The following is a 12302-nucleotide window of genomic DNA, read 5'->3' as shown; positions in this document are numbered from 1 at the left end:
CCTTACCAAGCCAATCTTTGGCCCAAGCTAACGCAAAATTGCCGCTTGCGCACCCAAAGTGATTGTTGACTGGCCAAGACCAAGGACATTTCCTATAGGGTCAATGGACTTTCGCCATATCCCCAAAGAGACAAAGCCATGTTTGTTGTCACATTAATCACCAATCCCGCAATCCATTTGGAACCAGAATTGGTGGCAAGCCTCCGCAATGCATTGGGCGGCGGTGATGCGGTGTGGCTGAACCCAAACACTGCGGCAGAATTCACTATTTCGCAAGCGCCCACCAATTTCGAAGACATCTGGGCCAGCCTTCAGGCCGAAGGTGTGGATATGGTTTTGCAACCCCAAGAAGGGCGGCGCAAGAAAATGCTGCTGGCGGATATGGATTCGACCATGATCCGCCAAGAATGCATTGATGAATTGGCCGCCGAGGCGGGTGTTGGCCCGCGCGTGGCCCAGATTACCGCCCGCGCGATGAATGGCGAATTGGATTTCGAAGGCGCGCTTCGCGAACGTGTGAGCCTGCTCAAGGGCCTCGATGTCGCGGTGATCAACCATGTTTTAGAAAAGCGCATTCACCTTATGCCGGGCGGCCCCGTTCTTTTGGCTACTATGAAGGCAAATGGCGCCTATGCCGCGCTTGTATCTGGAGGGTTTACGGCCTTCACGGCGGCCATTGCAGATAGGCTTGGGTTTGACGAACACCGCGCAAACACGCTTTGCGCCGAAGGCGGTCAGCTAACAGGCAAGGTGACTGACCCAATCTTGGGACGCGAGGCCAAAGTGGAGGCCTTGAATGACATCACAGCACGGCTTGGGATTACCCCTGCCGATGTCTTGGCGGTCGGCGATGGCGCAAATGATTTGGGGATGCTGCAACTTGCAGGGGCGGGGGTCGCATTACACGCGAAACCTACAGTGCAAGCGCAAGCCAAGCATCGGATCAATCACGGTGATCTAACGGCGCTTCTTTACATGCAAGGCTACGCGGCAACAGATTTTATCAAGGCCTAAAGTAAAACCGCGCGCAAATCTCTTTGCGCGCGGTTTTTTTGGTTTATTCAGCAGGCACAGCCGCCGCTTCAAGGCTGATCGGATGGGCCAGCTTATTGAGCATTTCCTTGGGGCAAACCTGCAAGAATTTTGCCTTCTCACTCTCCCAATTCTTAAGGATCATATCCGCTTTCTGCGAGGCCGTTTCCGCATGATGGCGGGTGATCAGATCAAGCAACTGCTCTTCCCAATGTGCGACTGTGACAGGGCAAGTCACCAATGTCTCAGGGTTCATATTTATCAAAGCCTCGCCGCTTTGGTCATAGAGATAGGCCATACCGCCCGTCATACCCGCGCCGAAATTGGCCCCAATTGACCCAAGGATCACGGCAACGCCGCCCGTCATATATTCACACCCGTTCGAGCCACAGCCCTCAACCACGACTTTGGCGCCTGAGTTACGCACCGCAAAGCGCTCACCCGCGCGACCCGCTGCAAAGAGATAGCCATCGGTGGCGCCATAAAGAACAGTGTTGCCGATGATGACGTTTTCAGAGGCCTTCAGAGGGCTGACTTGAGCGGGTTTCACGACAATCGTGCCACCCGACAGGCCCTTACCCACATAGTCATTGGCATCACCCGACACCTCAAGCTTCAATCCGGGCGCTGCAAAGGCCCCTAAGGACTGCCCTGCCGAACCCTCCAATTTCACCGTCAGGTGATTTGGTTGAAGGCTGTTGCGCATCCCGAATTTCTGCACGATGTGGCTAGATGTCCGCGTGCCAATGGTGCGTAGCGTGTTCTGCACAGCGTAGGACAGTTGCATCTTTTCGCCATCTTGCAAAAAGCGCGCGGCATCCGCCACGATCTGTGCGTCCAACGTGTCAGGCACAGAGTTGCGCGGCTTATTGCGATCATAAACAATCTTATCCGCCCCATCGATTGTGATCAGCATGGGGTTAAGATCAAGATCATCAAGATGCGCCGAACCACGGCTGACCTGTGTCAACAAATCGGCGCGGCCAATGACGTCATCAAGACTGCGCGCACCAATCTCTGCCAGAATCTCGCGCACTTCTTGCGCGTAGAACGTGATCAGATTGACAACCTTATCTGCGTTTCCTGTGAATTTTGCGCGCAAGCTTTCGTCTTGCGTGCAAACGCCCACGGGGCAGGTGTTCGACTGGCACTGGCGCACCATGATACATCCCATGGCAATCAACGCAGCCGTGCCGATACCATATTCCTCGGCCCCCATCATGGCTGCCATGACAATGTCACGACCTGTGCGCAGGCCACCATCGGTGCGCAAGGTGATTCGATCGCGCAGGTTGTTCATCGACAAGACCTGATGCGCCTCGGTCAGGCCCATCTCCCATGGCAGACCCGCATATTTGATCGAGGTCGCGGGGCTTGCACCCGTTCCACCATTGTGGCCTGAGATTAAGATGACATCCGCCTTTGCCTTGGCGACACCCGCCGCAATCGTGCCAACGCCCGATGAGGCCACCAATTTCACGGTGACTTTCGCGCGGGGGTTGATCTGCTTGAGGTCATAGATCAGCTGCGCCAAATCTTCGATGGAATAGATATCGTGATGCGGCGGCGGCGAGATCAGCGTCACACCTTTGGTCGAGTGACGAAGGCGCGCAATCAAATCTGTCACCTTCATACCAGGCAACTGACCGCCTTCACCCGGCTTGGCGCCTTGTGCGACCTTGATCTCCAACTCCTCGCAATGGTTCAGATATTCCGCTGTAACGCCAAAGCGGCCCGATGCGACCTGTTTGATCTTGGCGCTTGGGTTGTCGCCATTGGGCTCTGGTGTGAAATGTGCGGGATCTTCACCGCCTTCACCACTATCAGATTTCGCGCCAATACGATTCATCGCCACGTTGAGCGTCTTATGGGCCTCGGGGCTAAGCGCCCCAAGGCTCATGCCCGGCGTGACAAAGCGCTTGCGGATTGAGGTGATGGATTCCACTTCTTCAATCGCAATGGGCCGACCCAAAGGCTTAATGTCCAACAAGTCGCGCAAATGAATGGGCGGGTTGGCGCGCATCTTGGCGGAATATTGTTTCCACAATTCAAACGAGGCTTTGTTGCAAGCCATCTGCATCATATGCATCGACTGCGCTTCCCAAGCGTGGGTTTCCCCCGAACGGCGGGATTTATAGAAACCGCCAATTGGAAGGATTCCATCGCCCTGCAACCAACCAAGCGCGTGAACTTCTTCACATTTTTTCTGAAGACCCGAAACTCCAATGCCCGAAATGCGGCTCGTCATGCCGGGGAAATATTCCGCAACCATGGCGCGGCTCAGACCCACAGCCTCGAAGTTCAAACCACCACGATATGAGGAAATCACTGAAATCCCCATTTTGGCCATGATTTTCAACAAGCCTTGGTCAATCGCGTTACGATAGCGTGCGACCGCTTCGGTCAAAGTGCCCTCCAACAGACCGCGCTCAATGCGATCCGCCAGCGAATCCTCTGCCAAATAGGCGTTCACTGTAGTTGCCCCACAGCCCACCAGAACCGCAAAATAATGAGGGTCAATACATTCCGCTGATCGGATGTTGAGCGAGCAGAATGTGCGCAAACCCTTGCGCGTCAGCCACGAATGCACCGCGCTTGTCGCCAAGATCATTGGCATCGCGACTTTTTCTGCGCTTTGGAACCGGTCAGTCAACACGATATGCGCAGCACCCGAACGCACTGCATCCTCGGCCTCTTGGCGAATGCGCTCCAGCCCATCACGCAAGCCATTTTTATCCGCACCCGCAGCAAAGGTCGCGTCGATCGTCACCACGGCATCGCCAAAATGCTTCACCATCGCGTCAAATTGCGCATTGCCCACGAAAGGACTGTCGAGAACCAAAATCTCGGTTTGGCTGCTATCTTCGTCCAACACATTCTTCAGGTTGCCGAAGCGCGTCTTAAGGCTCATCACCCGATATTCGCGCAAACTGTCAATCGGAGGGTTCGTCACCTGACTGAAATTCTGGCGGAAGAAGTGGCTCAATGGGCGATATTTCTTCGACAAAACCGCGCTTGGCGTATCATCGCCCATAGAGGCCAAGGCCTCTTTGCCATCTTCGGCCATTGGTGCAAGGATATGTTCCAATTCCTCAATCGTATAGCCCGCGGCCACCTGACGGCGGCGCAGATCTTCGCCTGAGAAAATCGCTGTTTCCGTAAGGCCTTCGGTTTCCTTGGCCAAATCCGTGATCTTGCCAACCCAGTCGCCAAACGGGCGCGCCGCAGCCAAGGCATCCTTGATCTCGGTATCGTGGAATAGCTTTTGCGTTTCCATATCGACCGCAATCATCTGACCAGGCCCAAGCGCGCCTTTTTCGATCACGCGCGCCTCGTCAACAGGCACCATGCCTGCCTCGGAGCCCGCAATCAGCATCCCATCGCCCGTCACCACATAGCGCATTGGACGCAGACCGTTTCGGTCAAGACCCGCACAAACCCAACGTCCATCGGTCATTGCAAGGGCGGCGGGGCCATCCCATGGCTCCATCACCGAATTGCAATAGGAATACATATCCTGCCATGCCTGCGGTAATTCGCTGGCGGTTTGGCTCCAAGCCTCGGGAACGAGCATGGTTTTTGCCATTGGCGCGTTGCGACCTGCGCGCACCAAAACCTCGAACACAGCGTCCAAAGCGGCAGAGTCAGACGACCCTTGCGGGATAATCGGCTTAATATCTTCGGCCATATCCCCAAAATAGGTGGATGCCATGCGAATCTCATGGCTCTTCATCCAGTTCACATTACCCTTGAGCGTGTTGATTTCGCCATTATGGGCCAACATGCGGAATGGCTGCGCCAACCACCATTGTGGGAATGTGTTGGTTGAATATCGCTGGTGGTAAATCGCGAAGGCGGATTCAAACCGCTCATCCTGAAGGTCGGGATAGAATTCCGATACCTGTTCCGCCAACATCATACCTTTGTAGATGATGGAACGGCAGGAAAGAGAGCACAGATAAAGTTGTCCCACGCCTGCGGCCGCAGCAGCTTTTTCAATGCGGCGGCGGATGACGTAAAGCTCGCGCTCGAATTGTTCGTGATCGATGCCCTTTTCGTTCCGGATCAAGATTTGCTCAATCTCGGGCCGCGTTGCATTGGCCTTTTCACCAAGGCAAGCGGTATCAACAGGCACATGACGCCAGCCGTAAATATAGTGCCCCATCCGCAAAACTTCGGTTTCGACAATCGTGCGGCACCGCTCTTGCGCGCCAAAATCCGAACGCGGCAAGAACACCTGACCGACAGCAATCAATTTGTCAGAAGCAGGCTCATGGCCTGTGCGGCGAATTTGATCATAGAAAAACTGCACAGGGATTTGCATATGGATGCCTGCGCCATCACCTGTCTTTCCATCGGCGTCCACAGCGCCGCGATGCCAAACGGCCCTAAGCGCGTTGATCCCGTTTTCCACCACGCAGCGTGAAGGTTTGCCATCGACAGCAACGACCAAACCTACGCCACAAGAGGAATGTTCCTCCTCAAGGGAATACATACCATGCTCAGCCATAAACGCGCGCTTGGCCTCTTCTGCGGCCACCCATTCGGCATCAAACTTGGTCATCACTCATACCTTTCTTTCGGAAGGGGCATCTTCGGGATGCGCGAAACGGGCCGAGGCCCTAGGATAAAACATCACCGCAATCATAAAGCGGCAGTGCATTCAGAAATCCCACCTCATTGGGACGGGCAAAATCAACGGGGCTTGCATCATAGGAGATTTCTTCCCCGCTTGGCAGGATCAGTGTCTCGGTGCCGCCAAAGAACATCCGCAAAGAAGGGCTTACATATTGGTTGCCCACAGTGCTGCGTGTGCCGTCTGGCGTGGTTTCGGTATAGGCAAATTCCGTGCGTGCCAAAACTTCACCGTCAATCTCAACTGGGTCTCCCGTAAGAGCGTCAAAACCGCTGTAATCGCGGGTAAAGGGCGCGTCCCTTTCTGAGACAGACAGCGAAAACGTGAAACTGTCCCGCCCTGTCTCAAGCAATTCGCTAAGGCTTGCGGGGTCAATTTCAGGTTGGACCAAGTGCGACCGAAGGCCCGTGCGAAGATCAAGCGATTCAAGCCACCGAAACTCACGATCCGTATGGGATAGCGACATTGGCCCATCGACATCTAGGCTGAGGCGCCAATGCTCGCCCGCAGGATCACCCTCACAGGTCCAATAATGCGAGACCATGCATCCGCGGCTTTGAACCGTGAGGAAGGCTTCGCACCCCGCAGGCGGTGTGATTTGCGCCGCTTGCGCCATCGCCGCAACACCAATGACCCCGCCTGCCGATGCGAGAAGGGTCAAGTGACGTGCGATGCTATGCGCAAGACGGGCCATATCGGATCACTCAGCCGCTATCACGCCGTGGCCTGCAACTTTTGCGAGGATCGCATCCGCCGCTTCACGGCCATCACGGATCGCCCAAACAACAAGGCTCGCCCCGCGCGCAATATCGCCAACGGCATAGACGTTTTCCAATGCCGTTTCATGGCTACGGAAATCGGTCTTTACCGTCCCCCAACGGGTGACAGGCAAATCTGCGCAATTCCAAAGCGTGGGAAGATCTTCTGGCTCAAAGCCCAAGGCCATGATCACCAGTTCCGCGTCCTCAACATAATCGGCACCCTCAATCACCTCGGGGCTTTGACGGCCTGTCGCATCAGGCGCGCCGAGGCGCATTTTGTGAACCTCGACACCTTTTACAGGATTGCCAACAAAACCTTTTGGCGCGGACAACCAGACAAATTCCACGCCCTCTTCTTCGGCGTTCTGAACTTCGCGTTGGCTGCCGGGCATATTCGCGCGGTCACGGCGATATAGGCATTTCACAGAGGTCGCACCCTGACGAATCGCACTGCGCACACAGTCCATCGCAGTATCACCACCGCCGATTACGACAACATTTTTGCCTTCGGCATTCAATGCGCCAGTGTCAAAATCAGGCACAGCATCGCCAAAGCTTTTGCGGTTGGACGCGGTGAGATAATCCAATGCTTTGACGATCCCCGAAGCCTCATGCCCCGCAACGTCCAAGTCGCGCGATTTATAGACGCCTGTCGCGATCACGATGAAGTCGTGCTTTTCGCGCAGCGCCTCAAAGGTGATGTCGCGGCCAATATCGGTGTTCAACTCGAACTTGACCCCGCCTTTTTGTAAAAGCTCATTGCGGCGCATCACCACGGGCTTTTCCAATTTAAACCCTGGAATCCCGTAGGTCAAAAGCCCGCCTGCGCGGTCATAACGATCATAGACTGTCACCTGAAGCCCTGCGCGGCGCAGACGATCTGCGGCCGCCAAACCGCCTGGCCCTGCGCCAATGATGCCCACGGATTCTGCCCGTTCGGTTGTGGCGGCAATGGGCATCACCCAACCTTCATCCCATGCGGTATCGGTGATATATTTCTCGACCGAGCCGATGGTGACCGTGCCATGCCCGGATTGTTCGATCACGCAATTGCCTTCGCACAGGCGATCTTGCGGGCAGATACGCCCACAAATTTCAGGGAATGTGTTTGTGGCTTGGCTGATCTCATAGGCCTCGCGTAAGCGCCCTTCGGCAGTCATGCGAAGCCAGTCGGGAATATTGTTGTGAAGCGGGCAATGCGACTGGCAATAGGGCACGCCGCATTGGCTGCAACGGCCTGCTTGCTCCGCGGCTTTTTGCTCGGCATACTCGGCATAGATCTCGCGAAAATCCGCACGGCGTTCTTCGGCGGATCTCTTCTCGGGCGTTTCTTTAGCCACGGAGACAAATTTTAACATCGGTTGCTTAGCCACGGAACTTCTCCCACCTTCAACGCGCTTCTCATATTCCGAAAGCGCACCACATAAAAGACAGCAATACTAACCTAAATAATGCTGTTTTCATTTCTGGCGGCCAATTTGCAACTTTGATTTACGAAAATAGGTATTGCACCATTACCTATTTCAAAAAACATCACATTAATTCAAGTCTTTAGAGAAGACTCGTTTTTATTGGGACATAGAACTCATGAGCCTGTTTTATCTTTTTATTCTCGCTACCATCCAAGGGATCACGGAATTTCTGCCGATATCCTCCTCTGGTCACCTGATTCTATTGCCCGCGCTGATGAATCATGCCGACCAAGGTCAGGTGATTGATGTCGCCGTGCATGTCGGCACCTTGGGCGCCGTAATCTTGTATTTCTGGGCCGATGTAAAAGAGGCGCTGTTTGGATTTTTCCGCCTCCTGCGCGGCCAGATTGACACACGCGGCGCGTTTCTCGCGCTGTGCCTAATCATATCCACAGTGCCCGTGGTTGTGGCAGGATTGGTGTTCAAGCTTACAGGCCTCTCTGACCTGCTGCGCTCAACTGCGGTCATCGGATGGACGATGCTCGGATTCGGAATTTTGCTTTATTGGGCAGACCGCACAGGCACAGAAACGAAGCCTGCCACGGCATGGACGCTAAAAGATGCGCTGGTTATGGGGTGTGCGCAAATTCTTGCACTAATCCCCGGCACATCGCGCTCGGGCATCACCATCACTGCCGCACGAAAACTAGGCTACGGGCGCGAAGATGCGGCACGGTTGTCGATGCTCATGTCAATTCCAGTGATCATCGCCTCAGGCGCACTATTGGGGCTCGAGGTCATTGGCACAGCTGACATGGCCGCCGCACGCGATGGTGCCATCGCCGCAGGGTTCGCCTTTGTCGCGGCGCTTTTGGCCCTGTCTGTGATGATGCGCCTTTTGAAAACCATCAGCTACACGCCCTATGTGATCTATCGGGTGATCTTGGGCGTGGTGCTGTTGATGATCGCGTATAGCTAGGGCTTATCGCAGCTTAGATGCGCTATCGCGGATTGCTGCATATTGGCCGCCATCGCGATAAGGCCACAAATATTCTGGCAAAACCGTATCAAGCGCAGTCGGTGTAACGCCAAAATCTGCCAAGGTTTTTGCCTTTGGCGACACGACATTATCCCGCTTGAGCTGACGGAGCTGATCACGGGTGAGGACACCGTTGGTGAAAAGGCCAAATGTCACCGCCTGCGCCATATCAAGGCCAAAGGCCAAAGGCGCCGCAGCAAGGCTTGGGACACTCAAGATCACACGGCGGCGGCCAATCACCTTGAGCATCTTTTCAATCAACGCGCGGAAGCTCAGCTGCTCTGGCCCGCCCAATTCGTAAATTCCGCTAAACCGATCATTAAGAATGGCGGTCACAGCCGCTTGGGCCACATCATCCACATAGACAGGCTGAAATTTGCTGCCCGCCCCCATCAAAGGCACGAAAGGCGACAGCCGCGCCATGGCGGCAAAGCGGTTAAAAAACTGATCTTCAGGCCCGAACACAATCGAAGGCCGCAAGATCACCGCCTTTGAGAAAGCCGCCTTAACGCCTGCTTCACCTTGGGCTTTGGATTGCGCGTAAAGGCTATCGCTGTCTGCATCCGCACCGATAGCGGACACATGGACAAGCCGCGCGGCGCGCTCCTCTTTCGCAATCCGCGCAATGCGTGCAGCCCCTTCGGCCTGAACGGCATCAAACTTGTTTTTCCCTGATTCAACGAGAATACCCACGCAATTCACAACCGCATCGGCCCCTTTGATCGCGGCACGCACCGAAGCATCATCGCGGATATTGGCCAAGACAGGCTCGACCTGACCAACCACACCATAAGGGCGCACAAAACCTGCTTCATTAGGGCGGCGCACGGCAACACGCACGCGCCAACCTTCCTTAGCCATACGTCTTGCGATGTAGCGCCCCACAAAACCTGAGCCGCCAAAAATTGTCACAAGCTTGGACATCGTTCTGCCTTTCGGTCGTCTGGTCTGGATTTGCGCGATTGATACGCGGCAAACCCAAGCGAAACAAGGCGCAATTATATCACGCTCAAGCGTCACATGCGCGCAATCCACATCACCCCATCCAAATCTGCCACAGCCATGCAACAGCCGTTGACAGCACCCATGCCGATATATAACAGACAGCCTCACGACACTGGCCCAGGTGGCGGAATTGGTAGACGCGCTAGCTTCAGGTGCTAGTGTCTGTATGGACGTGGAGGTTCGAGTCCTCTCCTGGGCACCAAAAAACGATTGAAAATATAATAAAACCAATTTTTTATAGGTTTATTAACTCCATACATCCACCCTTTTATCCACCTTTTTTGTTGCGCGTCCCACGCGCGCGCGGCTGCGTGTTTGCTCCCGCGCGCGTGCGCGCCGCTCCCGTTTGTGTGCAGTAGGTTAGTTTCATGCGGGGCTTATTTTGGCCAAAGGCCACCCAAAGCGCGCAAGTAGCGCTTGTGCCGTGGGAAGCCCCAGATAAACAAACCTGAAAATCCAAAAATAATCAGGGCCCAAGCGGTTATATCCGCTAAGATTGTGCCAAAGCGTGTATCGACCCAACCCAGATTGTGGAAGGTTGATAAAAATCGGCCCCAATAGATTTTGCGATGCAATCGGGTGCCATCAGGCGCAAAGGTTGTGCGGGTGAGACGGGTTTTGTGGTAGAAATGCCCTGTATCAGCGGCGACAATCAACTGTGCCCGTTCACCCAAAAACTGATAGGCACGAAAGCCATGATAGGTGGTTTGGTTGGCATCTGTGATGACAAGATCGGGAAAGTGATCTTCCACCACGGCCAGCGCCTGCGCCGCTGACATCGGTGCGTCAAGCATAGCTTCGGACAGGGCGGTCTCGTCATATGCGCCTGAGGGCAGCAGAGTTAACACCGCTTGTTGGTGATTGAAATAAAACCCCGAAAACCCAAACAAGATGATCCACGGCAAAATCAGCAACCCAAGCCAACTATGTATAGTTCGAATGAAGCGAAAAACACGCATTGGATTTACCCCTCTAGGGTTTCAGAGTGAAAATTCGTCAGCGATTTCGAGACTGAAAAGGCTTTGATCCGGGCCAAGAGTTGCGTCAAAGGAACTGGCGCAGGGGTCGGGGTCAGCTCGACAATTTCATCGGGGAAAAAGGCGAAGCCTGCAGGCGCGATGTCAAAAGCATCCCGCCGCGAATAGGCGATGGATTTGCCGGCGATGAAGCGCCGCCCAAGATTAGTGTCAAGTTTGGGCAGGGGGCGGCGCATCCTGAGCGGCAGACCAAGACAAATGAAGCGATTTTTGCTGCGATCCCAGAGCAGGAGGTCATCCGCGAATATGCGATCCCCGCAATAGGCGTGGTGAAAGGATAGGGTGGATTTACCAACGCCCTTTTTGCCGAATGCGATTTGTGTTGCCCCCTTTATCCCAAATGCGGCGCAATGCAAAAGCGTGGCATTTGGGGATTGTGCGGCACAACAATAGGCAAGATCCAAACAAAGATAATTCAGCGCATCAATCGGGTCTGAGCTGTGATTGATAATCGTCTGGGTGCGACCAGAAATCTTAAGCACCGCATCACTCTTGGTCACTATGATGTCCAATCGTGGTGGGTTTGTCGCCTCCACGATCTGCCAACCCGTAAGGCAGGTTTCAATTAACTGTAAGAAGGGGGCAGGGCAGCGCAAGTAAAGGCAAAAATCCCCGCCTTTGATCTTCGCTGTCCTTATAGTGCCCCAGTCTAGTGTCACGGCAGATTATCTCCACTCGCCGCCGCGGATCTTGCAGAAACTTTCTGTGTGAAAACGACCTTCCGTTTCGACATTGACAACACGGCAGAGGCGGCTCCCATCTGTTCGCGTAGACACAATTTCAAAGCGGCCCGCGCCTGATGCGAGGGCCCCGCTATAGCCATCAAGTTGGCTGTCCAATGCGGTGTAGAGGTTGGGCGTGGCGCTGCGATTAAATGTCGTTGCGACACATGCCGACAAAAGCGCCACGCTTAGGATCAGGACAGCCGCCCTCATTGGAAATCCGCCAAGACATTGGCCAGATTATCCATCGAAACAGGTTCAAGCCCGTCATCATTCAGGGACTGGTCAATATTTTGTGTTTGTCGAAGGCGCAAAAGATCGTCATTGGACGAACTGCCGCTAAGCGTGTCATCAGGGCCAGAGGGGCTATTAGGTGCAGAGCCGCCAAAGCTACCAGAGGTTCCATTGCTACTGTCACTTGAGAAACTACCAGAGGTGCCATCATCATTGCCACCAAAGCTGCCTGACGAGCTGCTGTCAGTTCCACCAGAGCTACCTGACGAACTGCTGTCAGTTCCACCAGAACTGCCGCCGCCATCGGAACTTGCGCGGGCTTGGCCTGCCAACATTGCTGTTATAGGCAAGGCTGCTGCGCCGCCCAAGAGAAGTTGTAAAGCTGTGCGTCTGATCATTTTGATACCTCGTAAATTACGTGCCT

At 54.5% G+C, this 12302-nt stretch carries 10 protein-coding genes and 1 tRNA gene; 3 read left to right on the top strand and 8 right to left on the bottom strand.

Annotated elements, in window-relative coordinates; all coding sequences use genetic code 11:
- The first annotated feature begins 138 nt into the window (after window positions 1–138).
- A complete protein-coding gene (gene serB, locus AAC636_RS01340) occupies window positions 139–1014 on the top strand; it encodes a phosphoserine phosphatase SerB (RefSeq protein WP_340300113.1) in 876 nt (291 codons plus the stop codon).
- A 43-nt stretch (window positions 1015–1057) separates the two neighbouring features.
- Here the strand turns inward: serB and gltB are convergent, their stop codons facing one another.
- Genes gltB through AAC636_RS01325 form a run of 3 tightly spaced genes read right to left on the bottom strand, consistent with a single transcriptional unit; the run spans window position 1058 to window position 7802 of the window.
- Entirely contained in the window at window positions 1058–5596 is a 4539-nt protein-coding gene (gene gltB / locus AAC636_RS01335) for a glutamate synthase large subunit (RefSeq protein WP_340300112.1), read from the bottom strand.
- A gap of 58 nt (window positions 5597–5654) precedes the next feature.
- On the bottom strand, window positions 5655–6362 hold the full coding sequence (locus AAC636_RS01330; RefSeq protein WP_340300111.1) for a hypothetical protein: 708 nt from the start codon (window positions 6360–6362) through the stop codon (window positions 5655–5657).
- Window positions 6363–6368: 6 nt separating this feature from the next.
- The gene (locus AAC636_RS01325; protein WP_340300110.1) at window positions 6369–7802 is read right to left on the bottom strand and encodes an NAD(P)-dependent oxidoreductase; all 1434 of its coding nucleotides are present in this window, start codon (window positions 7800–7802) and stop codon (window positions 6369–6371) included.
- 214 nt (window positions 7803–8016) lie between these two features.
- Between AAC636_RS01325 and AAC636_RS01320 the strand changes: the two genes are divergently transcribed.
- Window positions 8017–8820: an undecaprenyl-diphosphate phosphatase gene (locus AAC636_RS01320; protein ID WP_340300109.1), complete on the top strand. Its 804-nt coding sequence runs from the start codon at window positions 8017–8019 to the stop codon at window positions 8818–8820.
- A gap of 3 nt (window positions 8821–8823) precedes the next feature.
- On the opposite strand, the gene AAC636_RS01315 is transcribed toward AAC636_RS01320, so the two are convergent.
- Window positions 8824–9804 (bottom strand): complex I NDUFA9 subunit family protein, encoded by a 981-nt coding sequence (locus AAC636_RS01315; protein ID WP_340300108.1) that lies wholly within the window; start codon window positions 9802–9804, stop codon window positions 8824–8826.
- Between the two features lie 196 nt (window positions 9805–10000).
- Here AAC636_RS01315 and AAC636_RS01310 point away from each other — a divergent pair.
- Window positions 10001–10087 (top strand) — tRNA-Leu (locus AAC636_RS01310).
- A gap of 175 nt (window positions 10088–10262) precedes the next feature.
- Here AAC636_RS01310 and AAC636_RS01305 read toward each other — a convergent pair.
- Genes AAC636_RS01305 through AAC636_RS01290 form a run of 4 tightly spaced genes read right to left on the bottom strand, consistent with a single transcriptional unit; the run spans window position 10263 to window position 12276 of the window.
- Window positions 10263–10844 carry a PepSY domain-containing protein gene (locus AAC636_RS01305; protein ID WP_340300107.1) on the bottom strand — a complete coding sequence of 194 codons (582 nt, stop codon included), beginning with the start codon at window positions 10842–10844 and terminating at the stop codon, window positions 10263–10265.
- A gap of 5 nt (window positions 10845–10849) precedes the next feature.
- Complete coding sequence (locus AAC636_RS01300; RefSeq protein ID WP_340300106.1) at window positions 10850–11581, bottom strand: hypothetical protein; 732 nt, start codon at window positions 11579–11581, stop codon at window positions 10850–10852.
- Between the two features lie 6 nt (window positions 11582–11587).
- Window positions 11588–11857, bottom strand: coding sequence for a hypothetical protein (locus AAC636_RS01295; protein WP_340300105.1), 270 nt, complete (start codon window positions 11855–11857; stop codon window positions 11588–11590).
- The gene (locus AAC636_RS01290; RefSeq protein WP_340300104.1) at window positions 11854–12276 is read right to left on the bottom strand and encodes a hypothetical protein; all 423 of its coding nucleotides are present in this window, start codon (window positions 12274–12276) and stop codon (window positions 11854–11856) included. The genes AAC636_RS01295 and AAC636_RS01290 overlap by 4 nt, the downstream gene beginning before the upstream one ends.
- Between the last annotated feature and the right edge of the window lie 26 nt (window positions 12277–12302).

It is taken from the genome of Roseobacter sp. HKCCD5988 (genome assembly GCF_037830355.1).
Classification (GTDB): domain Bacteria; phylum Pseudomonadota; class Alphaproteobacteria; order Rhodobacterales; family Rhodobacteraceae; genus M30B80.
The sequence above is the reverse complement of the archived record's forward strand: the minus strand, read 5'-3'. Positions and strand labels throughout refer to the sequence as shown.

Excerpts from the sequence above, each read along its gene's own strand:
- serB (WP_340300113.1), top strand. The coding sequence starts at position 139 with ATGTTTGTTGTCACATTAATCACCAATCCCGCAATCCATTTGGAACCA.
- gltB (WP_340300112.1), bottom strand. The coding sequence starts at position 5,596 with ATGACCAAGTTTGATGCCGAATGGGTGGCCGCAGAAGAGGCCAAGCGC.
- AAC636_RS01330 (WP_340300111.1), bottom strand. The coding sequence starts at position 6,362 with ATGGCCCGTCTTGCGCATAGCATCGCACGTCACTTGACCCTTCTCGCA.
- AAC636_RS01320 (WP_340300109.1), top strand. The coding sequence starts at position 8,017 with ATGAGCCTGTTTTATCTTTTTATTCTCGCTACCATCCAAGGGATCACG.
- AAC636_RS01315 (WP_340300108.1), bottom strand. The coding sequence starts at position 9,804 with ATGTCCAAGCTTGTGACAATTTTTGGCGGCTCAGGTTTTGTGGGGCGC.
- AAC636_RS01305 (WP_340300107.1), bottom strand. The coding sequence starts at position 10,844 with ATGCGTGTTTTTCGCTTCATTCGAACTATACATAGTTGGCTTGGGTTG.
- AAC636_RS01295 (WP_340300105.1), bottom strand. The coding sequence starts at position 11,857 with ATGAGGGCGGCTGTCCTGATCCTAAGCGTGGCGCTTTTGTCGGCATGT.
- AAC636_RS01290 (WP_340300104.1), bottom strand. The coding sequence starts at position 12,276 with ATGATCAGACGCACAGCTTTACAACTTCTCTTGGGCGGCGCAGCAGCC.